The organism is Sphingomonas sp. 3-13AW, assembly GCF_049311085.1.
Taxonomy (GTDB): Bacteria; Pseudomonadota; Alphaproteobacteria; order Sphingomonadales; family Sphingomonadaceae; genus Sphingomonas.
In genome coordinates this window covers 407,030-427,888 of sequence record NZ_JASNVZ010000001.1, presented here as the reverse complement: position 1 = coordinate 427,888, position 20,859 = coordinate 407,030, and the positions used below count along the sequence as shown (strand labels likewise).

At 62.5% G+C, this 20,859-nt stretch carries 24 protein-coding genes; 23 read left to right on the top strand and 1 reads right to left on the bottom strand.

Annotation, left to right across the window (positions count from 1 at the left end; translation table 11 throughout):
• Nucleotides 1–80: 80 nt before the first annotated feature.
• Nucleotides 81–1,136 (bottom strand): hypothetical protein, encoded by a 1,056-nt coding sequence (locus tag QP045_RS02395; RefSeq protein ID WP_422513356.1) that lies wholly within the window; start codon nucleotides 1,134–1,136, stop codon nucleotides 81–83.
• A gap of 171 nt (nucleotides 1,137–1,307) precedes the next feature.
• Between QP045_RS02395 and QP045_RS02390 the strand changes: the two genes are divergently transcribed.
• The 23 genes from QP045_RS02390 to QP045_RS02280 all read left to right on the top strand — a co-directional run bounded on the left by QP045_RS02390 (nucleotide 1,308) and on the right by QP045_RS02280 (nucleotide 20,763).
• Nucleotides 1,308–2,309, top strand: a complete 1,002-nt coding sequence (locus QP045_RS02390; protein WP_422513355.1) for a PhoH family protein — start codon at nucleotides 1,308–1,310, stop codon at nucleotides 2,307–2,309.
• A 123-nt stretch (nucleotides 2,310–2,432) separates the two neighbouring features.
• On the top strand, nucleotides 2,433–2,912 hold the full coding sequence (locus tag QP045_RS02385) for an OmpA family protein (protein ID WP_422513354.1): 480 nt from the start codon (nucleotides 2,433–2,435) through the stop codon (nucleotides 2,910–2,912).
• 34 nt (nucleotides 2,913–2,946) lie between these two features.
• Complete coding sequence (locus QP045_RS02380; protein ID WP_422513353.1) at nucleotides 2,947–3,621, top strand: hypothetical protein; 675 nt, start codon at nucleotides 2,947–2,949, stop codon at nucleotides 3,619–3,621.
• A gap of 74 nt (nucleotides 3,622–3,695) precedes the next feature.
• Nucleotides 3,696–4,745, top strand: coding sequence for a hypothetical protein (locus QP045_RS02375; RefSeq protein WP_422513352.1), 1,050 nt, complete (start codon nucleotides 3,696–3,698; stop codon nucleotides 4,743–4,745).
• Nucleotides 4,746–4,876: 131 nt separating this feature from the next.
• Nucleotides 4,877–6,277 carry a hypothetical protein gene (locus tag QP045_RS02370; RefSeq protein ID WP_422513351.1) on the top strand — a complete coding sequence of 467 codons (1,401 nt, stop codon included), beginning with the start codon at nucleotides 4,877–4,879 and terminating at the stop codon, nucleotides 6,275–6,277.
• Nucleotides 6,278–6,615: 338 nt separating this feature from the next.
• The gene (locus QP045_RS02365; RefSeq protein ID WP_422513350.1) at nucleotides 6,616–7,743 is read left to right on the top strand and encodes a metallophosphoesterase; all 1,128 of its coding nucleotides are present in this window, start codon (nucleotides 6,616–6,618) and stop codon (nucleotides 7,741–7,743) included.
• A 105-nt stretch (nucleotides 7,744–7,848) separates the two neighbouring features.
• Nucleotides 7,849–8,202, top strand: a complete 354-nt coding sequence (locus tag QP045_RS02360; RefSeq protein ID WP_422513349.1) for a hypothetical protein — start codon at nucleotides 7,849–7,851, stop codon at nucleotides 8,200–8,202.
• 91 nt (nucleotides 8,203–8,293) lie between these two features.
• Nucleotides 8,294–8,773, top strand: a complete 480-nt coding sequence (locus QP045_RS02355) for a cyclic-phosphate processing receiver domain-containing protein (protein ID WP_422513348.1) — start codon at nucleotides 8,294–8,296, stop codon at nucleotides 8,771–8,773.
• Nucleotides 8,774–8,880: 107 nt separating this feature from the next.
• Nucleotides 8,881–9,498 carry a hypothetical protein gene (locus QP045_RS02350; protein WP_422513347.1) on the top strand — a complete coding sequence of 206 codons (618 nt, stop codon included), beginning with the start codon at nucleotides 8,881–8,883 and terminating at the stop codon, nucleotides 9,496–9,498.
• 2 nt (nucleotides 9,499–9,500) lie between these two features.
• Nucleotides 9,501–10,433: a peptidoglycan DD-metalloendopeptidase family protein gene (locus QP045_RS02345; protein ID WP_422513346.1), complete on the top strand. Its 933-nt coding sequence runs from the start codon at nucleotides 9,501–9,503 to the stop codon at nucleotides 10,431–10,433.
• A 115-nt stretch (nucleotides 10,434–10,548) separates the two neighbouring features.
• Nucleotides 10,549–12,894: a S8 family serine peptidase gene (locus QP045_RS02340; RefSeq protein ID WP_422513345.1), complete on the top strand. Its 2,346-nt coding sequence runs from the start codon at nucleotides 10,549–10,551 to the stop codon at nucleotides 12,892–12,894.
• 387 nt (nucleotides 12,895–13,281) lie between these two features.
• Nucleotides 13,282–14,331: an RNA ligase family protein gene (locus tag QP045_RS02335; RefSeq protein WP_422513344.1), complete on the top strand. Its 1,050-nt coding sequence runs from the start codon at nucleotides 13,282–13,284 to the stop codon at nucleotides 14,329–14,331.
• Between the two features lie 271 nt (nucleotides 14,332–14,602).
• Nucleotides 14,603–14,920, top strand: coding sequence for a hypothetical protein (locus QP045_RS02330; RefSeq protein WP_422513343.1), 318 nt, complete (start codon nucleotides 14,603–14,605; stop codon nucleotides 14,918–14,920).
• Between the two features lie 213 nt (nucleotides 14,921–15,133).
• Nucleotides 15,134–16,099 (top strand): hypothetical protein, encoded by a 966-nt coding sequence (locus QP045_RS02325; protein ID WP_422513342.1) that lies wholly within the window; start codon nucleotides 15,134–15,136, stop codon nucleotides 16,097–16,099.
• Between the two features lie 91 nt (nucleotides 16,100–16,190).
• The gene (locus tag QP045_RS02320; protein WP_422513341.1) at nucleotides 16,191–16,622 is read left to right on the top strand and encodes a hypothetical protein; all 432 of its coding nucleotides are present in this window, start codon (nucleotides 16,191–16,193) and stop codon (nucleotides 16,620–16,622) included.
• Nucleotides 16,623–16,642: 20 nt separating this feature from the next.
• Nucleotides 16,643–16,975: a hypothetical protein gene (locus QP045_RS02315; protein ID WP_422513340.1), complete on the top strand. Its 333-nt coding sequence runs from the start codon at nucleotides 16,643–16,645 to the stop codon at nucleotides 16,973–16,975.
• On the top strand, nucleotides 16,975–17,412 hold the full coding sequence (locus QP045_RS02310) for a hypothetical protein (RefSeq protein WP_422513339.1): 438 nt from the start codon (nucleotides 16,975–16,977) through the stop codon (nucleotides 17,410–17,412). Before QP045_RS02315 ends, QP045_RS02310 begins: the two co-directional genes overlap by 1 nt.
• A gap of 33 nt (nucleotides 17,413–17,445) precedes the next feature.
• Nucleotides 17,446–18,066, top strand: coding sequence for an HAD domain-containing protein (locus tag QP045_RS02305; RefSeq protein ID WP_422513338.1), 621 nt, complete (start codon nucleotides 17,446–17,448; stop codon nucleotides 18,064–18,066).
• A gap of 9 nt (nucleotides 18,067–18,075) precedes the next feature.
• Nucleotides 18,076–18,282 carry a hypothetical protein gene (locus QP045_RS02300; RefSeq protein WP_422513337.1) on the top strand — a complete coding sequence of 69 codons (207 nt, stop codon included), beginning with the start codon at nucleotides 18,076–18,078 and terminating at the stop codon, nucleotides 18,280–18,282.
• A 64-nt stretch (nucleotides 18,283–18,346) separates the two neighbouring features.
• Entirely contained in the window at nucleotides 18,347–18,718 is a 372-nt protein-coding gene (locus QP045_RS02295; RefSeq protein WP_422513336.1) for a DUF3307 domain-containing protein, read from the top strand.
• A 13-nt stretch (nucleotides 18,719–18,731) separates the two neighbouring features.
• The gene (locus QP045_RS02290; protein ID WP_422513335.1) at nucleotides 18,732–19,169 is read left to right on the top strand and encodes a hypothetical protein; all 438 of its coding nucleotides are present in this window, start codon (nucleotides 18,732–18,734) and stop codon (nucleotides 19,167–19,169) included.
• Nucleotides 19,170–19,445: 276 nt separating this feature from the next.
• Entirely contained in the window at nucleotides 19,446–20,072 is a 627-nt protein-coding gene (locus tag QP045_RS02285) for a hypothetical protein (protein WP_422513334.1), read from the top strand.
• A gap of 319 nt (nucleotides 20,073–20,391) precedes the next feature.
• Nucleotides 20,392–20,763 (top strand): hypothetical protein, encoded by a 372-nt coding sequence (locus QP045_RS02280; protein ID WP_422513333.1) that lies wholly within the window; start codon nucleotides 20,392–20,394, stop codon nucleotides 20,761–20,763.
• Nucleotides 20,764–20,859 lie beyond the last annotated feature (96 nt).

Below are 20,859 nucleotides of genomic sequence, written 5' to 3'. Positions count from 1 at the left end.
GTGGACTTGGCCGGTGCCCTACCGGTCTCGAGCTGCGTCTTTCGCCGACAGCGGAGCTTGCCCATTCGGATCCCAGCCGATCACAGGCCCGCAGCCTGAGCCACATTGAAGGCGAACGCCATCGTTGCCTTTTGCTGTTGCTGCGGGGTCAGCTGCGGCTGGGGAAGCGTCGCCTCCACAGACTTGCGATCGGAGAGTATCTGCTGCCGTTGCTCCCCCGTCATCAGTTGAGACTGGCGCTCTTCAATCAGCATCGACATCACCCAGTCACCGCGATCTGGGCCCGAAGGGATCGACGCGGTCCCCATCCCACCCAACTCCTTGAAGCGAAAGCGCAGATCGATGTCGCTGAAGGCATTGGCTTCATCCAAGGACATAGCTGCGTCGCGGAGGATCTCAGGATAGACATACGTATCCATTAGAGGGCTATCCTGGGCGCCGCCGGCGACGATGTCCATCCGAGTTGCGGCGTCGAGAATGCCCGCAGCAGGAAGCGCCCCCGCTTCTGCCAGAGCTCGCTCTGTCCGCGCCCGCTCCTCAATCCACGCAGTACGACCGCGGGAGTCCTGGGGAATGCGTATACGCGTCGTGCCCGGGACTAGCTCGAACTCGGCACGAAGGCCGGCGTCTGAAGCCCTCTCCAGCATTCCGGCGGCGCGGCGCGCGATCTCGTCGGGAGTCGCCTGCAGATAGCCCACTACGCGCTTCGACATGGCAGCTTCGCTACGAAGACGGGCAGAGATGACACTCCCTTCCGTCGACGCGAACGGGTCGATCATGTCCGCGGCCACCGCCGCCATCGCCAGGCGCACCTCTCGCGGGATGCGGCGGTCAACATGATTTTCCTCGAGGCGTGGCGTCATCTGATCGATCGTACGCCGCGCCACCCAGTTATACCTCGCAGGCGTTTCCGCACGAGGCGCAACAGGCGCGGCATTCTCTCGCGATACGGGGTCGCCAAAGAAGCGGCCCAACTCGAGATCAGTCGCCCCAAGGCCGCGCGTCGCCGCACGATCCGCAAGCAGGACAACGGGATGGTCGGCAGGCAGACGAGCATAGCTGGCGACATCCAGAAGATCGACGTTACTGTCGGTCTGGATTCCGAAGTTGGCGGCGACTTTGCCGAACAGTCCCATGCGCGATCTCCCCTTACGGCGAAATCATTGCAGGAAACCGACACCGCGCAAAGCGAGAACTTCGGATTTTCGGATGCGTTGACGCCCGATTTACGGATGGTACACTCGAAATCGCCGCCACGCCCGGCGGCCACAGGTTGACGGGTCCTGTATCCGTGACGAGGAGGCGAGATGAGGAAGTCGAACGCGGCCCATCGGATTATCGCAACACCGGCTGAACCGGCCCAGGGTGCTAGCAGCGCTACGATCGATTTCACTCGAGCTGATATCTTACCCGTCTTGTTTGGCGTGTTTGATCGCAACCTTGTCGCAATCGAAGATCGAACCTCGGTCTCGATCCATGCCCGTGGAGTGCGAGTGTCAATTACCGGCTCGCCCGAGAACCGCGCAATCGCGACCCGTCTACTCCGCACGCTATACGACAAGGCCGTCGCTGGCCATGAGATCGATCCGGAGGTTGTTGCGTACGAACTATCGCGCAGACAGGTGGGCGAGCCTATCGCAATGCAAGGGTCACCTGCCTTTGTGACCATCAAGACGCGCAAGAAGACCATCGCTCCCCGTACACCCGCGCAAGCGAGCTATATGCAGCACCTTGCACGCGCTGAGATGATCTTCGCCCTCGGCCCGGCGGGTACGGGGAAAACGTACCTGGCCGTTGCTCAGGCTGTTTCCGATCTCATGACCGGCAGGGTTCAGCGATTGGTCCTCTCACGCCCCGCGGTCGAAGCCGGTGAGCGGCTCGGATTCCTTCCCGGCGACATGAAGGAAAAGGTCGACCCGTATCTGCGCCCGATCTACGACGCGCTACACGACTGCATGCCGCCCGAGCAGGTCGAACGCCGGATCGCCAGCGGAGAGATCGAGGTCGCTCCGATCGCCTTTATGCGCGGACGCACGCTCGCGGACGCCTTCATCATCCTTGATGAGGCGCAGAACACGACACCGGCGCAGATGAAGATGTTCCTGACGCGCTTCGGGCAAAGCAGCAGGATGGTAATATGCGGTGATCCTAACCAAGTCGATCTTCCCGGAGGGCCCCGGAGCTCCGGTCTAGCCGACGCCGTTCAGCGTCTCGAGCGCGTCGAAGGAATGGTCTTCTCACATTTCACTGGCGAGGATGTTGTTCGACATCCGATCGTCGGACGTGTCGTTCAGGCCTATGAAGGTTGAACCAACCGATGCCCCGGACCGTTTGAAGCTCTCTCGCCGCACTAGCTTTCGTTAAATATTTATGCTGGATCGACCTCCAGCTCGACGTGTGCCACCCCGCGATCCGGAAACGGAAGGATTCATATGACCTCGCTTCGACTGCCCCGCGTCAGCAGCGCCCTGATGCTCGCTCTCCTCGTGGCCGGATGCCAGCATACCGTCACAACCGTCGAGGCCCCGTCCGGTCCAGCCTCTCCACCTCATGCAGGACCGGTTCTGGTGCAGGCGCCCGGCCCCTGGGGGATCTATTTCGATCTGGATCAGGTCGAGCTGAAGCCGGAGGCAGCCCCGATCCTGGACCTTGTCGTCGCGACTTACGGCAGGTTCGGACGGTCTGCGATCGTCGTCTCGGGACACGGCGATACCACCGGGTCATCCCCATACAACCTCCAACTAGGGCAGCGTCGAGCAGAGGCTGTGAAGGCTTATCTGGTGGCGAAGGGGATCGCCCCCAACTTCGTGTCCACGAACACCGACGGCGAGGAAGACCCACTCATTCCCACGCCCGACGAGGTGAAGGAGCAGCGTAATCGGCGCGTCGAAATCTCCTTCACCCCGGCTTGAGCGCGCTGACGCGAACGTCACAGGAGCTATGCAGATGGCGCCGCAAGTCATCCCGGTCATCCACTATCAAGACCACGGGCAGGCCCTGAGGAACGCCGATCTGGCTTTTGATGCCGGGGCGAGTGGCGTCTTCCTGATCGAGATGGACGGGATTAGCGACCCCTTGCCGGCAGTTGCTCTGACCATCAAGCATCGATGGCCTAGCCGATTGGTGGGGATCAACTTTCTCGGCGTTGAGCCCGAGGAAGCGGTGAGATGGAATATCGAGTGCGGTGTCGATATGACTTGGACCGACGCACAACTCACCCACAGTTCCGGTGATCGCCTGGAGCAGGGACAGCATATCCGCGACCACCTCCTAGAATGCCCTACGCATCTGTTTTTCTCAGGCGTCGCGTTCAAACACCAGCGGCACGAGCCCGATCCCATCGCAGCCGCTCGCCTGGCAGTGAAGATGGGGTTCATCCCGACGACCAGTGGAACAGCGACGGGCATTGCGGCAGACACCAACAAGGTCGAACAGTTGCACGCTGGGTTAGGGCGGGAGATGCCGCTCGCCATCGCCAGTGGGGTCACTCCTGACAACGTGGTTCAGTACGCGCCGTATCTCAGTCACATCCTGGTAGCGACCGGTGTCTCGTCGAGCTTTCACGAACTGGACCGCGTCCTGCTCGGTCAACTAATCACGCGGGTCAAATCGCTGGGTTGATCTTACCCCCAAGGAAGGAGACATGCGGATCCGACTGGAAGAGAGGATTGAACAGACTCTCGAGGGGAAAATGAATGGCAGACAATAAGGTTGGTCGCGCCGAGGTGTTCCTCTCGAGCGGATGGCCGGTAGACAAGCGCTCGGCGGAGCGCGTCTACGAAGGGGTCGAGCAGACCCCGATCTTCGAAGAATATGATGCACCGGTTTACCGGCACAGGCGAGCCGAAGTCGCCTTCGACGGAAGCGTCCATAGAAGCGAATGGCTCGAGTATGAACGCCGCGAGCGGCAGATCGGTGTAACCGAGCAGCGCTACAAGCAGACGGTCACCGACACTAGCTACAGGCTCCGCTACGACAATGGGCGCCTGACTGGCCGGTTCAAGCTTCCTTCCCGCACCCTGGCTTCCACACGCTTCCACCACGTGACTATCCGTCACCCTCTGCTCCGCGGAGATTCCACCTATTGGATGACGGGCGATGGCGCGGAGTATGGCCGCGGCGGCATCTGGCGGCGGCTCGTAACAGCTCGAGCTGCGAAGGCGGTGCGCGCTTACGTCGCCGCTGATCGCAAGAAGATCATGGCAGCGATCGCCGGTTTCAGGTTCCCCACGCAAGTCAGCTCGCAGGTCTGGGGCGGGTGGCACGTCAACGAAGGCGTCTGGGACGCAAGCATGGGCCGTTTGCGAACGGCCTACGGTCTTGTGCGCCTTCCAGGGGCAAAACGGCACCTGCAGAACGGCGAGATGGTCATCTATACGGTCGACACCGACAAGGGCCGCCATTTCGCGGAGCAGTGGATCTCGCCATCGACCGACGGCGTGGTCAGGAGCGCCTTTGCAGCACCGGGACGCTATCTGCGCGAGTGGAGCACTGACATCGCTCTACTGGGTGCGGGCCTTGGGATCGGGTACCACGGGCTGACCACTGGGGCTACGGGTGTCACCATGCTGGGAGCGGCTCTGGGCGCCCTCGGTCTCTATTTCGCATCTCGCGAAGACACTGGGGCTACGGAACGGATGACGCGCCGGTCCCGCGTACTCGGGGAAGCGACCCGCATAATGAAGGCACATCTGTGGGCGCGGGCTCGCGCGGCTCACGAGCATACGAGCGGCGCCGCGAAATAGGACTGCAGCATCCGTCTGCGCTAAGCGACGGATGGCACCGACACGGGCGTTGATTCTCCACGCAGTTCCATCCTACAATTCCTCGATTATGGCGAGCCTTCCCCGGCGCCATCCAATAACGAGGATTATCCATGGACGCCGAACGCATCAGCACCCTGCAGGCTCGCCTGCGGATGAACCGTACGAAGGTTCGCACAGACGACGCCGCTCGCGCTGCACTCGTTCTTCCGTTCATCCAGTCTCTTGGCTACGACATCTTCGATCCTGAAGAAGTGGTCCCAAGCTTCACCCGGAGCCAGGGGCGCGCTGATTTCGTCGTCCTTGACGGCGAACAGTACCGCATGGTCATCTCGCTCGCACAGGATCCGACCGATCTCACCTCCGACCGGGCCGTGAAGCTGGCGGAGTGCTTCTCCACTGTAGGCGCCACGACCGCGGTACTCACCGATGGGTCGCTGTTCTGCGTCCACACCGACGCCGATCAGCCCGGGTTCATGGACGACGAACCGCTGCTTTCGGTCGACCTTGGAGGCGAAGCCGATATCGATTTCTCGGTGCTCACCGGTCTTTCGAAGGACTCGTTCGACATCGCAAGCCTCGCTAGCGCGGCAAAGAGCCGGCGCTACGATGAAGCCGCCCGCCGTGCGGTTGGAGACGAGCTGGCTGACCCGTCGGAAGGATTCATCGACATCATTGGCGCCCGCATGCGGGCCGCCGGCTTCGAGCCACAGGATGACCTGTTCCAGCTCGTGGCTGGCCTGACCTTGTCCTCCGCCTCTCCCGCGACGGCCACCAGCGATGGTGGTTCGCCCCCTGTGGAAATCGCGTCCGGCGATGATCGCGTGATGACGCAGGACGAACTGCTCGGCTATCACATCGTCCGGGCGCTCGCGGCGCGGCACATGGACGCCAGCCGCATTGTTGCCCGTCCGGCGCAGTCCTATTGCGCCATCCTCCTGGACGACAACAATCGCAAGTCGATCGGCCGCCTTCACTTCAATAGCCAGACCGTGAAGTATCTGGGCACCTTCGTAGACAAGAAGGAGACCCGCCGCCCGATCCCAAGCCCGGACGGCATCTACGAGCTCGACGCGTTTATCGTCGACCGCCTGAAGGAGCTCGACCCGAAGGCGTTCGGCCTTGCCGAGACGCCGGCTTCGCGCAGCCGCGACCAGCAGGAGAACTCTGGAAACGACAACGAGACCTCCGATCTCGAGGTCCCGCCAGCCGATCCGACCTTGCCCGGGAGCGCTGCTTCGGAAGCGATCGCCGCCAATGTCGAAGCGCCGACGGCGCCGCCGGCATCCTCGGAGGACACCACGGCATCTGTCCTTGAGGTGCAGCCTTCACCTGAAGCGCCCGGACAGGTCGTAGACCACGGACGCGCACGCATGGCGTTCGAAGACGGGATCGATCTTGAGCGGCAAGAGCCGGATGATGGCGACTTTAAGCAGAGCGACGACCGGAATGTCGAACGGTTCGGCGGAGACCTCGAAGGCCGCCCCCTCTTCCCTGAACATCAGTACGGCTGAACGAAGAGCAGGCTGCCATCCCTCTCCGGGGCGGAAGGCAGCCTGCAGCTGCTCCAAGCGTACCGTCTCCCTAAGCCCCCAACTTCGGGGTCGCGATCCGCGGCTTCCCAGCCGCCCGCTTGCTTGAGAACCTTTCAAGAGTTCGCCTCCTTGCATTGAAGGCGTGCTCTCCCTCGCAAGCAGTATGCGCGTGCTCCGCATTCTGAGCCATGACTCCGGCTATCATGAACCTTACCATCCGATCCGACTGTCTAATCGAAGCACGACAACGAGGCGGAAGGCTGACCCATCGAGCGAGCCAGGTGATACGGGTGAGACCAGACATGAAGGAAATCTCCGTGGCAAGAATACCATTGCCCGCGCATTGCGTGGTGCTGATCGTCGGGGGAAAGCAGGCCGCCTTCGGGCAAGCAGCAGCCGAGGTGCCGCAGTCTGCGGTCGCGCCGTGGGACGTCCAGAAGCCAGCCCTTTCGCTTGAGCGACTGCACGATGCGCTTGGTGACTCCCGGCTTGTGCGGGTGTGCATGCCCAACTCGAATGCAAAGGCTCGGAAAGCCGTCGCCGCCGCCGCGCATCGTCGTGGTGCTCGCTGTATCTGCCTTCGCCTGCCAGGCAGCCCGGAGGTGGACGCCACATCGGAAAAGATCGACGCGAGCTACGACATAGCGGATCCTGCACTCTTGGAGTTCGAGTTGATCCCGATGCCGTCGGATCGCACCCATCTGACCGGTCCGTTCGACATCATCGGGGATGTGCACGGCTGCGCTGACGAGCTGCTCGACCTCCTCAGCCTCCTAGGACATTTAGACGAGGGCGGGCGCCCACGGCCGCACCCTGGGGGGCGCATTGCCATTCTCCTTGGAGACCTGACCGATCGCGGGCCCCAGAACCGCCGCGTCCTCGAAGTTGCTCGCAGCCTTTCCGACGTCGGCGGGCTGGTGCTCCGCGGCAATCACGACGAGAAGCTGCGCCGCTGGTTGCTCGGCAAGACGATCCAGATGAAATCGGGCCTCGACGTCACGGTTCAGGAGCTCTCCGACACATCAGAGGATTGGCGTCAGGAAATGGCGGGCTGGATCTCCACGCTCGAGCCACACCTCATGCTCGATGGCGGCCGCCTTGCGGTCGCCCATGCGGGCATCGATGAAGAGCATCAGGGCCGGCACACCTCAGGTGCCACATCCTTCGCGCTCTACGGCAAGCCTGTTGCCGGAGGCACCGAGGTGGATGAGGAAGGCTATCCGCTGCGAGAAGACTGGGCCCGGACTTACGCCGGCGCGGCGACCGTTGTTCACGGGCACGTGGTGTATGATGAGCCACGGATCGTCGGCAACGTAGTCTCGATCGATACGGGATGCGTCCACGGCGGCCGCCTTACCGCCTATCGGTGGCCGGAGAAGACGTTCGTCTCCGTTCCAGCACGGGCGCAATATTGCGTGAAGCACCTCACCACCCCCATCGCCTAAGCGCCAGCGCTGCGTCCAGCCGCACCGCGGGTTCCAAGTCAACGCGATCGACCTCGCGAAGGCTTCAAGGCGCGACTACCCCCTCACTCCGAGAGAAGAACAAGCATGCGATTTATCGTCACCATGATGCACCAGACCTCGGTGCAGGCTCGCGTTTCCGTTCAGATGCGTGAGGGTGAGGTCCCCGAAGAGCCCGCTCGCCGGGTCCGCGACACGTTCCTGGATAACGCGCGCGAGGTGCGCGCCTCGCGCGCTGTGCAGGTCATGACGGAGGACACGCTTCAGCAGTTCTCGGATCTCGCGTATCGGATCTCCTGTGAGCAGGCTTCGTCCGGCGCCGGGCGCTATGTCACCGCTTATACTCAAGGCGGCGAAGAGGTCTTTCACGCCGAGGGCCAGATTGCGTTGCTGTACAGCGCTAGCGACATCACGTGCATCATCGAGGCCATATCCACCTGAGAGGCGCCCCCTCAAGGAAGACAGATACTTCCTTCGCAGCAGATTCGAGCCCGCCAACCATCGATGGGTAAATCACAGCAAGGAAAATGATATGGGTGCCGATCGCGTGCGCAAACCTCGCCACGAGGGCTTCCACCGGAAAGTCAGCACCCCCAAACCTGCTCGGGTGAGGTTTCCTGCGGTTGGCGTTCGGCGGGCTGACAACACCCGCATCCCTGACACCGGGGCAATCAAGATCTTCCTCGACGACGAGCGAGAAATGCCGGAAGGCTTCGTGATCGCGCGCACTATTTCAGATTTCCGGAAGCTTCTCGCGAGCATCGACCTCAGCCGTCTGCACACGATCTGCCTCGACTGGTATCTCGGTTACCGGGCGAGCGGAAGCGAGAGCGGCCATGACGCAGTTGCGATCTTGGTAGAGTTGATCGAGGCAGACCATGCCCGTTTCTCCGGCCTCAGCAGCATCTGGCTCCACAGCACCGATACCGACGAGGCGCGCGCGATGGCGCGTACCCTGCACCTATGTCTTTTTGCTCCTGACCGCGCGCACCTTCAGGCGCGCGCTCGCTGATCTAGCAGCGTTCCCATGGCGGCGGGATGCACCCGCACCCGCCGCCCCGATGAACGCTGAAACCCGCTCGGACGACTTCCGCGCGGCCACTGAACGAAGGAACGAACATGTCTTACGAAGTCCACGCCACCCTTCCCGATCTGGCCAACGTCGAATGGACGGGCGCAACGCCACCCCCCGCTATCGGCGCGGCCATAGTCGCCACCATCAACGGATGTGGCCCGGCTATCGTAACAGGCTATTTCACACAGGAGGGTTATCTAGGCGTTCTGTGTGACTTGCTCGCGCCGCCAGCGTGGCACGTCCGCCAGAACAAGGGCAACCCGCGGGGCCACCTATTCGGCCCGGAATGTAAGCCTGCCGAAACCGCCCATGATGTAAGCACCGAGTTTGGCCGCGCGTGCTTTGCGCGCGACTGGCTGGAGGCACGCGAGCGTACCGCCGCCGCCGCGCTTGGTGCCGTCCCGGGCATCGGTTCTGGCGCAATGGGACTAACTCCCGACGACGTCAAAGCGGAGGAAACCTATCGCCGCGCCAAAGCGTGCCACGTCGCCGCTTTTGACCGGCTGCGCGACTTCAACCGCACGTTCACCAAAACGTTCAAGTCGGAACTTGCCGCGCAACGGGCCGCCACGCGCGGCGCCAAGCGGGCCGCGCAGCGCCGGGAGTTCTTCGAAGACGTCTATATTTTACCTGAGGCGTATTCTCCCGATCTAGGAATTTGAAGATGTTCGGGCATGTCCCACTTGGATCAGTGATACGGATCGCCACAGGAAGTGGTGCTATCCAGGGCCTCCTGGTCGGGCGGCTCGCGCGGCAAGGCGGTGTTCCAGGCTCGCTGATGATCGAGACTTCCGGACCTGAGGGCGCCAGCAGTCTTGTGGTCGAGACTGCCTCCTTGAGGCAGGAGGTCGAGGTGCTCTCCGAACCAGCCCCGGGCTCAATGCTGATCACGTGCCATACTGCGGGTTCGAAATGCGGCGTTCAGCACGTGCTCCCAAGCAGGGTCGCAGCGGTCGAATGGCTGGACACACATCATCCTGGTTGGTGTGCGGATGGGACTGCGTCCGTCTTTCCTACCCATCCAGACACCGCCACGTGGGCAAATCCGGTACCTCTGAAGCTCGTACCCAGCCGCGAGTCAGAGGGCTTCCGAGACATGCCGGAAGGCACCACCGGTATCCCACTGGGAAATGCTCATCCGGGCGCTTTCGGTTTTCGCAGACGCCACCACATCCACGAAGGCGTGGACATCTATGTTCCGGATGGAACCCCTGTCTCCACAGTCGAGGCGGGGACAGTAGTAGCAATCCTCCCCTTCACGGGCAGCATTGCTGTCCCGCCTACGCCATTCTGGAATGATACGTGGGCGGTCCTCGTTGAGGGGCGCAGCGGGACTGTCGTTTACGGTGAGATCGATCCCGTCGCTGTCGCACTAGGGGATCAGGTTCCGGTTGGGACACGCGTCGGCCTTGTCCGGCGCGTCCTCATCAAGGAAAAATCTCCCCCAAGGCCGATGTCGATGTTGCATATCGAACTCCACCGTCACGGGACGAGAGACGCCTACGAATGGCCCGTTGACGGGCCGCATCCTGAAAGTCTACTCGACCCAACCGAAGTGCTCCTCTCGACCTGCCTTCACGGGCCATCGAAGAACTAAACCTTTACCTTCAGGCCCCTATAGGCCTGGAGCGCCGACGTGACGGCTCAGCACGAAGACCAGAGAGATGACTGCGTCAGCAAAGACGTAGCATCTTTGTGATGGGAAAATTAAGATGAAGAAGATTCTCGTGACGTCGGCCAGCCTGATCGCGCTTGCGACTCTCTCCGCTTGCGGAGGATCCAGCGGCGGCGTTAACTCGCCCGGCAATACCGCACCGCCGGCCACGGGCGCCCCGGTCACTCCGACACCGACACCGACACCGACCCCCTCGCCGACGCCAACCCCTACGCCGGCTCCGACGCCCACGCCCGCTCCGACGCCGACCCCCGCGCCGGCACCGGAACCAATCCCGGCTCCCACGCCGACCGAGCCGGTCTACTCGGCTCCGCTGCCGCCGCCTCCAGGCTACGTCATCACCCCGTCCAGCAAGCAGCCGGTTCGCTCGGCAAACGACACACCCGAGTTTCGTCGCAACTATGGATCGAGCGAGTTCATGAACGGGCTCTACGCGCTCGACCACAAGTTTACCGGCCAGGGCGTCAAGGTCGGTGTGATCGACGACGGCGTCGTGAACGTGAACGGCGAGCTCGACGGCCGCATCGACCCGCTGTCGAAGGACTTCGGTTATATCATTGCCGCCGACGGCACGCGCACGAAGCGCGACGAGATCGGTAGCTCAAACTCCGATCACGGCACTCCGGTAGCCAACATCATCGCCGCTGCCGCAAACGGCTCCGGGACCGTTGGCTTTGCACCGAACGCCACGATAGTTGCACTGCGCGTTGCAGACTGGGACGAGAAGAGCCAGAGCGACCCCCTGATGCACGTAGATGAGGCCATCCGCTACGCAGCCGGTAACGGGATCAAGGTCATCAACATGTCGCTCTCGGGGGGCGGCTCCAACTTCACTGAGGCGACGACTCTTCTTGCTAAGTCCGGCGGTCTGCTCGTGAATTCGGCGGGTAATCACGCTGGTGCCAATCCCGTGAACGCGGACTGGGTCACCGAAGAGAATCGCGATGCCTTCCTCTTTGTCGTCGGCCTCATGCCCGCGATCCAGTTTTATGGCGTCGAGGAGTACTCGAACAGGGCGGGTTCCATGATGGATCGCACCGTCACCGCCGTAGCCGCGAACGTGACCACGATGGTGGACGGCTCGGTCGGTGTGTTCTCCGGTACGAGCTCCGCAGCTCCGGTCGTAGCAGCGCTCGCCGCAGACATCCTCTCGAAATGGCCGCAGCTCAGCGGCCAGCAGGCAGGAGACGTCATTCTCTCCACTGCCAAGGATCTCGGCGAGCCGGGCACTGACCCGATCTACGGCCGCGGCCTGGTGGACTTCGAGGCTGCCCTCGCGCCGGTCAATCCGACGCTGTCGAATGGATCGACCAAGACGTCCATCAAGACGTCGGTCATGGCTGTCCCCAGCGCGATGAGCGCGGCTTCGATCAAGACCGCTCTTTCCGATGTCACGGTGCTCGACGAGTTCGGCCGCGACTACACCGGTTCGATCGCCGACATGGTCATGAAGCCCCAGCTGGCTGCGGATCGCCGCATCGAGCGCCGGGTCCGCCAGATGAGCAACCACGCCAGCCTGGCGTTCGGTGGCTTCTCCGGCAGCTTCGGCTACGCCAGCTACCGGTTCGGTCCTGGTGCCGATCAGGTCCGCACCGAGGCGATGGCCGGCAGCTTCGGCTACGTGAACGGTCAGGACGGCTTCCGCGGCTCCTGGAATGCAGCAGATTCGCTGCAGTCGGACGTCATGGGCCTGGCGCCGTTCGCAGATGGCGTGCTGGCCTATGTGCCGCAGGCGGACACCAGCTTCGGCTACGACCGCTACCTGGCAGGCGGCAAGATCGGCTTCACGATGTCGACCGGCCGCTCCTACGGCAACTCGGCGAACGCGGTGACGGTCGGTTGGTCCGCGCGCGGCACCGATGTCCGCGTCTCCTACATCGAGGAGAACGGCTCGGTGATGGGCATGCCCACCGGCGAAGGCGCCTTGCGCCTCGGCCGAGGCGCGCGCACCGTCATGCTCGAAGCCCACCACAGCTTCGGTATCGCCGACGGCTGGAGCCTCGAGGGCTACGGCTCGCTCGGCGTCACCCGCCTGAAGGTCGACAGCGCCTCCCTGGTCACCGGTTCGACCGGTATCCTCGGCTCGCGTCTGGGCTTCCAGGCAACCGGCCAGATGCTCGGCGGCGCGGTCTCGCTCGGCGTCGCTCAGCCGCTGGCGATCGAGTCCGGGTCCGCCAAGCTGACGTACGGCACCGGCTACGACCTCGCCAGCCGCTCGCTGGTCTACAGCACCACCAAGGCCAGCCTTGCCGGCCAGCGCCGTCTGCAGCTGACGGCAGGCTATTCCACCGGCGGTGCTCGCTCTTCCTTCCGCATCGGCATGATGCAGGATGTGACCGAACGAGCCACCAGCGCCCTTGTCGGCTGGAACCAGCGCTTCTGAACGCGTACCCCCCGGACCTCGGTCCGGGGGCCACTCCACATGTAGCGTTCTCGCCTGAGCAGTTCCTGATCTCGGCTTCCGAGCCCGTTGTGGTGCCCATTTGAGGCTTCAATGCTGGCAATCGGAAAGGGAAAATGATGTCTGCCTAAACCCACTCCACGGGTGCGCTTGCGCTTGAGCACCTCGGCGTAAGCTTGCCCCTCAGGGTCCTTCAATCGCGAGCCGGCTTCTACATCGGCACTGCAAACGGAATGGGCCCGGTCAGCCGTGAGTCCGCTGAATACTGGCCCGAGCAGTCCGCAGCTCAGGCCGCCCTTGAGGCAGGTCCGGACGCCTGGACACAGCGCGATCATCCCTGAACTGCCACCGGAAACGAGAGTGCATCACATGAAGCCGACGCTCCTACTAAGCCGCGATGCATTTCGCGAAGCGGTTTTCGCGCGCGACAACCACAAGTGTGTCCTGTGCGGAGCACCGGCGGACGACGCCCACCACATCGTCGAACGTCGTCTCTTTCAGGCTGCGCACGAGAAGGGCGGGTACTTCATCGATAACGGATCGAGCGTCTGTGAGCCGTGCCATCTGCGCTGCGAGCAGACCGTGGTCTCGTGCGAAGAGGTACGGGAAGCCTGCGGCATCAAGCGCGTGGTTCTCCCCGAGCACCTCTACGCGGATCAGCCCTATACCAAGTGGGGCGATCCTATCCTCGCAAACGGACAGCGGATCCGCGGCGAGCTCTTCTTCGACGAGTCCGTTCAGAAGGTTCTCGCCCAAGGTAAGGTCCTCAACCTCTACACCGACCTCATCCGCTTCCCCCGCACATACCACCTGCCCTGGTCGCCGGGCATGAACGACGACGACAAGATGATGCCGACGATGGATCATCTGATCGGGGAAGAGGTCGTCATCACCACGAAGTGGGATGGCCGCAACACCACCATCTATCCGGATGGCCGACTGCATGCCCGCTCGCCCGATGGGCGTCCGCACCACAGCCAGGCGATGGTGAAAGCCGAAGCGTCGCGGTTCGCCTTCAACATCCCTGAAGGATGGCGCGTTTGCGGTGAGGATCTCTACGCGAAGCACTCGATCGCCTACGACAGCTTGCCGAGCTATTTTCTCGGCTTCCAGATCTGGAACGAGCGCAACGTGTGTCTTTCATGGGACGACACGGTCGAATGGTTCGACCTCCTCGAGATCAATCCCGTCGACGTCCTGTGGCGCGGTGTCTTCGACGAGAAGCTCGTCCGCCAGCTCTCGCTGCCCGATACAGCGAATTGGGAGGGCTACGTGCTTCGCGTCGCCCGCTCCTTCGCTTACGGGGAGTATCCCCGCGCTGTGGGCAAATACGTTCGCGCCAATCACAATAAGCTTGGTGTCGTGCACAACTGGCGAACCGCTGAGGTGATCCCGAACAAGCTCGCTGCCGGCGGCTGAGGGCACTGGCTTTACGGCCGCACCGGATCAAGTCCTGAAGTCGCCTCCTACCTTCCGCCGTGATGATCCCCGGCGAGTTAAGCCCTCCCCGGACTTCGGTCGGGGAGGGCATTTTTGTGCCCTCCGCATTGAAAAGCGGCAGGTTTAAGGGGCGCCACGACCTGCAGGCTGGCGCGCCACCGTCAGGCAATTTCGCGTCAGACAAATTCTCTTGATTGTGAGTTCGAAAGGAAAACGATGACGCCTTCTCAGATTTCCGGATCAGCTTCCGGTGGAAACGAGCGCCCTCACCGTTGAAGTTGCAGCCTGCATAGTCCGCGACGCCCTCGTACTGATCGAGGCCGTCGACTTTGTCGCCGGCCGTCCCGATCAGGGTTCGCTGAAGGTCAAGACCGATGTCGGGGAATTCACGGTCGCGGTTGCTGTCGACGGTGCGGAAGTCGGCCCGCCGCTGAGCGAACAGCACAGCGGGGTCTGGGGCCAGCACCCCGATTATGCGGTTTCCGACTGGCAGTACGAGGTCTCGAACTGCGACACTCGCCTCGGCTACTGGGATTGGGTCGCAGGCCAGATCAGCCTCGCTGGCTGACCATGTGCATGGCCGACCCGCTGGTAAGCCTCATTCCTATGGTCCAGCCCGCCCTCGCTTACGCTGCCGCCCTCGCCCCCTCGGTCCAACGGCGGCTTCGCACACGGAGTCTGCGCCGCGAACCTGCCGGGGGCCAACCGGACCACTCCTGTCTGCTCACCGATGGGCCCGGTGTACGCTCCTGATGCGGTGCCGGCTGAAAAGGAATCCACGATGAAGACGCTCGAGCTCCCGCTACCCACGCCGGCACTCCCGCCTGCCGCCGCGACCCGCTACGGGTTTCGGCTCCATCCAGCCTTGGATGCGTCAAAATACGAGATGCCCGGCTCTCTGGCGAACGTCCGGAGGTGGAAGGCTTGGTGCTACGTCGGCAATGACTGTCCCGCGGAAGAGACCCGGACGATGCAGGACGTCGGCTACGTCATGGTCTCCCTCGTCGACGATACGATCATTCCTATCGCGCGAGGGGACGAGCACCATCGTGGCTATGACTTGCTCCATGACTTCTCCACGGGCGAGTACATGAACTACGGCGCGGGCACCCGGAGGCGCGGCAAGCGTGCACCGGGGCTCCCGATCAACCCCCGAGACTATGTACCAGTGTGGTCACATGGCACGAACTACGTCTACGGGCCGAAAGACGTGGCCGACATGACGGTCGCGCTTCGCAAGTGGCTCTCGTACGGCGGCCGTGATGGCATCGTGATAGGAGCCAACGACCTGCGGGGAAAGGCGCTGGGCTCGCGCGACATGGTGGAGCGAAACGGCGATTTCACCGTGGACCCTGGCAGCCTCGCCCCTCTCGGCGCCGCCATCTACGCCCAGTTCGAGAAGATCTCCACTACCCTGGTGGCGCTCGGTCCCACTCCGGATCGCATCGCCATGACCGATGCTTTCCAGCAGGTGTTTGACCTCCTGTTCATGGTCGACCCGTTCGGCTACCAAATCGGTCTCGATCAGGCGCGGAAAGAAGACGCGACGCAGCGCCTCCGCGATGCGCGCAAGTCCGCAGACAGCCAAGCCCTTTGGGAAATCGTGTTCGGCTTCAACGGGCTGAAGAACGTGATGCACAAGTATCTGCGGGACGAGACGGAGAAGGCGTGGGCATGGTCCCGGGACCACTTAAGGTCGATCTGGGGAGATCCGGACCTGGCGATCGACATGCTTGGAAGGCTCTAGGCTCCGAACATTCGATCGGCTCGACCGCAATTCGCTGAAAAGACGCATCCGTCCACGCCACCGAGTGACCCGCGCAGTGAAAGGAAAAGAGATGATCCGCGAAAGTCGCGAGCAACGCCGCGAACGCATCGTTCGCGAGCGCCAGAGCCGCTTTGACCGCCGCAGAGCAGTCGCCGCGACAGTCGTGCCGGTCGGAAGCTACTGCTATTCCCGCGTGCCGGATCAGGCAGGGGATGCTGAGCGCGCGGCAACGGGCGAGCCATTCATCCCAGGTCGCAATCTTCCGTGCCCGTACTACAAGCTTCGCAAAGACAAGCCGGCGCAACGGAACGGCTACTGCCGCCTGCTCCGTCGCGGAGATTGGGAGCCCTATGAAAAGGGCGGCACCCTCTCCCTGTGGGACGGGTGCAAGGAATGCGGTATCAATGAACTGGACGACGATAGCGGCGAGCCAGGTACGGATGGAAGCGTCGGGAACGCGTCTCGCGCTGCCCCGGGTCTCCTGGACCGCACTTTGTCCTGAAAGGTAGCAGGTGACACTACATGGCACGGCAGTTCGGCATGCGTCAGCGCAACAGTATAGGCACCAGCCTTCGCGGGTGCGTGCGGGACATCGTTGATCGTAATCACTCAATCGATCGCGTCGAGAAGATCATCTCCCGCACATCCTTCTCGACGAGGGAAGAAGTGATCGCCTACGTCACTCCCAGCGATAGCACCCAGAAGGAGCGTTTCGCTCAGGTTGCGGGTCGGCTCTGGGATGCGGGCAAGATCGTCCAGCCTGCAGTCGACGGCGGGGAGCATCCAGAGTTCTCCGGGGTCCAGATATGGCACTTGGTCGAGCCACCGGCGCCAGTCCGACCGGACCTCTTCTGATGGCAAGACATAACGGCGCGCCCGCGGCGCTGCAGCCCTTACGCTCAACCATCTGCGACGCACCCTGGATATCTGCGCTGGGACACGAGGTAGCAACCTGCGACCGCTCAACCTGGGAGAGCGGCACGATACAGGTGATTCAGCACGGACCAAAGCAGTTGCTCGCTGCTCATGGCCGCATCGCTGAGCACATCGACGATGACTTCCCCCCGTGGAGCTACCTGTTGATCCTGGCAGCGCCTAGCGCTGCCACACTCCACGTCCGTCAGCATGCCCCCGTCGTTCTCACCCCGGGGATGCTCATCGAGTTTAACTCGCACGTCCGGCATCGTTTGGTTCAGCGCCCGCGCGAGGATGCCATCTGGTGTCCGATCGACTCCAAAGATCGCCTCAACCTTGATGAAGCCTTCGCAAGGATCGCAGAGATCTACGCCTGAGGACCGCTAAGACACTGTAAACGGGAGGGGAAAATGATGAATCCCGATAGTGCCTTCGTTTGGTTCGTCGATTTCGACGGAGTGATCTGCACCACCCGGGCCAACATGGCGCTCGGACGTTTTGACGACCCGGTCGCGTTTGGACTGCTGGGGCGCATCCTACGGGATACGGACGCGCTGATGGTGGTGTCGTCTACGCGCCGCGGCCGTGCCGACATGGGGACGCCGAACAATTGTCTCGACATGCTGGCCCGCTACGACCTGACCAGCCGCTTGCACCCTGATTGGCGGACTGGCGATCTCTCCTCACGTTCTCGTGAGATCGCGGACTGGCTTAGCCGCAATGGACACCGCCCATACGGGATCCTCGACGACGAACGCTGCGACTTTACTGCCGAGCAGTTGCACCGCCTCATCCATACCGACATGGAGTTCGGCCTGAATCCTCGAGATGTCGGTCGTGCGAGGCGCCTCGCCGGTACGGGGACCCACATCGATCTGGCTCATGCCGATCGAGATGATGCTCCCTTTCAGGCGCCCCGGTTGACCATCTCCAACCAGGCGCATGCGGCACTCTCGGCCTTGGATGAGGGAGACGACGAGAGCGCCCGTCGCCTCCTTTCCATCATCGCCGGCCATCCGCTCGCACAATAGGAGTTCGAAATGTTTCTGCCTGAACATCCCACGTACATTCAGCGACGCCTGCATGCACAGAATGTAAAACTTCGCCAAATGTCCCGGGATCTTAAGGGCGTGGACGCAACGGACCCGGAAGCTATGAAGGCGGCGATGACTTGTATGCTGCAAAGCCTGACCGAGGTCACCGCTGCAGTTGGCTCCCTCACCGTCTGGGCAATCAGGCAGCGCTGAACTGCGATCTCGGCCCTTATCCGCACACCGGAACGCGTTCTGCCGCACAACAAGGAAAGTCAGTATGCCTGTCGGCCTCGCAAGCGATCCCGCGATGATGTTCCTCGCACTTCTCGGGGGCCACGCTCTTGGAGACTACGGGTTGCAAACAGCCTACATGGCTTTTGGCAAAGATAGGCATGCAGTCGACGAGCACGGCAACCAGAAGAACGTGCATTGGTTTCCGGTGCTTTTTGCGCACGCCGCAATCCACGGCCTATTCGTCGGGCTGGCGACTGGATATGCATGGCTGGGCTTGGCGGAACTCGTAGCCCACTTCATGATCCACGATGCGAAGTCTGCCGGAAAGTTCAGCTACGGGGCCGACCAGTTCCTGCACTATGGGTGCAAAATCGTCTGGGGCCTTGTAGCCATCTCCCTCTCCTCTTCACTCTGACCTTGGGAACACCATGACCACGATCCCCGCAACTATTCGCATCATGAACGCACTCCATCAGGCCGCCCTGCATCAGCAGGAGAAGGAAGGCGTGCTACTCGACACCGAGACCGGCATCTTCATTATCGGGCGGCCGGAGGACAGCACCAATGTGCTGCGCGGCATCGCTGAGGAACTCGACTATCGCATCGAGATCATCGACTCTGATCGTACGAACCTCGCCGACCTCGAGGTTTTCGACAGCCCTCTGCGCCGACTGGCCCGCCACGCCGACGCGTCCGACCTGACCTACATGTTTGTTCTGCGCGGCTGGAGCGACGACATGGCAGACGACGCGAGGATTGGGAACTTCCGTCGCTTCTACGGTGGATCCGGGATCGCAGTCATCCTCTCGGAGGATGCGTTCACGGCTCCGGACGGCTTCGTGACCTGCGACCTCTCTAGCCTTTGATGCGGTTTTCATAAGGACCGCACGCCCAGGTAGGCCCGCCCCATACCGCTCGAAGCGCCGTCCCCTAGGGACGGCGCCCTCCTTGAGTCCACGCCGGCGGCTGCCTCATCTCAGCCGTTCCCTTCTCACCCACGGCGTGGGCTCAAGCAGGGCGCCTCCGCGCCTCTGCGATCAAATTCAACGTTCCCGGCCGTCTTGGTTGGCTTCGTGTCATCCACCTCACTCGCACAGGGAAGCTCTATGTCTACGCAAAGCCATCCTGAAGTGCCACGAGGCATGCGCCGCCTTATCATCCGGGGCGAGACCTGGGGCTGGCGTTTCGGTCGCGAGATCTCGATCGCAACGCCCCGCGGAGGCCGCTTCAAAGTCGATCTCCCCACGTTCAATGGGGTCGGCTGGGATGAGGTCGAGCGGGGCTTTCGCAAGAAGTATTTCGGTATCACGCCCTCGCAGGTCGTCGAGTATATCAACCGCACCCTGCTCGGCTACACAGACATCAGTGGGTTCCCGCAGGGGGTGCTTCCTCGGAACTGGAGCCCTCCCGTCCGGGAAGGCTGTCACAGCGTCGAGGGGCCGCGAGGATTGTGGCAATGGAAGCCCGCCCCCTGGCTGGTCGAGCTCCGCAGCCCGGAGGATGTCGCCCACGTCGCTCGCATCTACCATCTTCACGATATGACTGTTGATGAGTGGGCCGACCTGAAAGTGGCGGCTATCGTCGCGAGTGGTTCCTCGGTCGATCAGGAGATGCTCAAGGCCAAAGCGGAGCACGGCTATGGCTGTGCAGCCAAGGGCTTCTTCGAATGGGAAGGCCCTGGACTCCCAAGCCTGACAAACCAGCACGTCGCAGCATACCTCAATCGCCTGATCGCAGGTGTGCCGGAGAAGACTCCGGCTACCCAGTGACCCGTTCAGCGGACGCAGACGCTCTGGGCCTCTGAACCGCCGCTATGAGCGTCATGGCGGCGGTCGCCTTGCCTCATGATGCCGAGCGCCCTCCCCGGCCCAACTACGCATCTTCTCGGACGAACTCGCCGTCTGCGGGTGGGGCAAGGCGTCGAGCGATCCAGCCGGCAGCCGTTGGAAGGGCTCGCGTTTTTTGTCGTAGGCAAGGAAAACACGCAATCGCCGAGGGTTCTGGACGGGGAGTAGGAACCATCCTAAAACGACCCGTGACGGAGTGGTTGGCCTGTTCTCGGGACAGGTGAACTCCATGGAGCGGAAAATGAGCAAGATCGTAGAAACGTCCAGCCGGCTCTCCCTTGAGACTCTGGCGGCAGCTCATTCGGTGGCTGACGCGATGCTGACCACCGATCACCCGACGATCCCGGGCCTTCGCCGATGGATGCTCGGCGACGATTACGTGGCCCTGAAGGCCCTCAGCGACGACCTCGGCCTGTATGTGGCCGCCCTACGGCTCGACCAGACGCGAGACGACGTGCACCAGCTGGCAACCGCCAGTCTGCGCGGCCTTTCCCGCCGCTATAGCGCCGACGCCTCCCATGGAGCGGTCGAAAAGGGATCGATCCCAGACTTAGCGCTCCGCAATCCGGACGCTTACGATCACCAGCAGGGAGATACGGCACTCGCCGCATAGCTCGCCATTGACCTAGCCGTAGAGGGGCGCGCAGACATTGTCTGGGCGCCCTTCTTCGTTCTTGCACCGGCCCTCGCGGCCGGAACCCACAGAAAG

Excerpts from the sequence above, each read along its gene's own strand:
- QP045_RS02395 (WP_422513356.1), bottom strand. The coding sequence starts at position 1,136 with ATGGGACTGTTCGGCAAAGTCGCCGCCAACTTCGGAATCCAGACCGAC.
- QP045_RS02390 (WP_422513355.1), top strand. The coding sequence starts at position 1,308 with ATGAGGAAGTCGAACGCGGCCCATCGGATTATCGCAACACCGGCTGAA.
- QP045_RS02385 (WP_422513354.1), top strand. The coding sequence starts at position 2,433 with ATGACCTCGCTTCGACTGCCCCGCGTCAGCAGCGCCCTGATGCTCGCT.
- QP045_RS02380 (WP_422513353.1), top strand. The coding sequence starts at position 2,947 with ATGGCGCCGCAAGTCATCCCGGTCATCCACTATCAAGACCACGGGCAG.
- QP045_RS02375 (WP_422513352.1), top strand. The coding sequence starts at position 3,696 with ATGGCAGACAATAAGGTTGGTCGCGCCGAGGTGTTCCTCTCGAGCGGA.
- QP045_RS02370 (WP_422513351.1), top strand. The coding sequence starts at position 4,877 with ATGGACGCCGAACGCATCAGCACCCTGCAGGCTCGCCTGCGGATGAAC.
- QP045_RS02360 (WP_422513349.1), top strand. The coding sequence starts at position 7,849 with ATGCGATTTATCGTCACCATGATGCACCAGACCTCGGTGCAGGCTCGC.
- QP045_RS02355 (WP_422513348.1), top strand. The coding sequence starts at position 8,294 with ATGGGTGCCGATCGCGTGCGCAAACCTCGCCACGAGGGCTTCCACCGG.
- QP045_RS02350 (WP_422513347.1), top strand. The coding sequence starts at position 8,881 with ATGTCTTACGAAGTCCACGCCACCCTTCCCGATCTGGCCAACGTCGAA.
- QP045_RS02345 (WP_422513346.1), top strand. The coding sequence starts at position 9,501 with ATGTTCGGGCATGTCCCACTTGGATCAGTGATACGGATCGCCACAGGA.
- QP045_RS02340 (WP_422513345.1), top strand. The coding sequence starts at position 10,549 with ATGAAGAAGATTCTCGTGACGTCGGCCAGCCTGATCGCGCTTGCGACT.
- QP045_RS02335 (WP_422513344.1), top strand. The coding sequence starts at position 13,282 with ATGAAGCCGACGCTCCTACTAAGCCGCGATGCATTTCGCGAAGCGGTT.
- QP045_RS02325 (WP_422513342.1), top strand. The coding sequence starts at position 15,134 with ATGAAGACGCTCGAGCTCCCGCTACCCACGCCGGCACTCCCGCCTGCC.
- QP045_RS02320 (WP_422513341.1), top strand. The coding sequence starts at position 16,191 with ATGATCCGCGAAAGTCGCGAGCAACGCCGCGAACGCATCGTTCGCGAG.
- QP045_RS02315 (WP_422513340.1), top strand. The coding sequence starts at position 16,643 with ATGGCACGGCAGTTCGGCATGCGTCAGCGCAACAGTATAGGCACCAGC.
- QP045_RS02310 (WP_422513339.1), top strand. The coding sequence starts at position 16,975 with ATGGCAAGACATAACGGCGCGCCCGCGGCGCTGCAGCCCTTACGCTCA.
- QP045_RS02305 (WP_422513338.1), top strand. The coding sequence starts at position 17,446 with ATGATGAATCCCGATAGTGCCTTCGTTTGGTTCGTCGATTTCGACGGA.
- QP045_RS02300 (WP_422513337.1), top strand. The coding sequence starts at position 18,076 with ATGTTTCTGCCTGAACATCCCACGTACATTCAGCGACGCCTGCATGCA.
- QP045_RS02295 (WP_422513336.1), top strand. The coding sequence starts at position 18,347 with ATGCCTGTCGGCCTCGCAAGCGATCCCGCGATGATGTTCCTCGCACTT.
- QP045_RS02290 (WP_422513335.1), top strand. The coding sequence starts at position 18,732 with ATGACCACGATCCCCGCAACTATTCGCATCATGAACGCACTCCATCAG.
- QP045_RS02285 (WP_422513334.1), top strand. The coding sequence starts at position 19,446 with ATGCGCCGCCTTATCATCCGGGGCGAGACCTGGGGCTGGCGTTTCGGT.
- QP045_RS02280 (WP_422513333.1), top strand. The coding sequence starts at position 20,392 with ATGAGCAAGATCGTAGAAACGTCCAGCCGGCTCTCCCTTGAGACTCTG.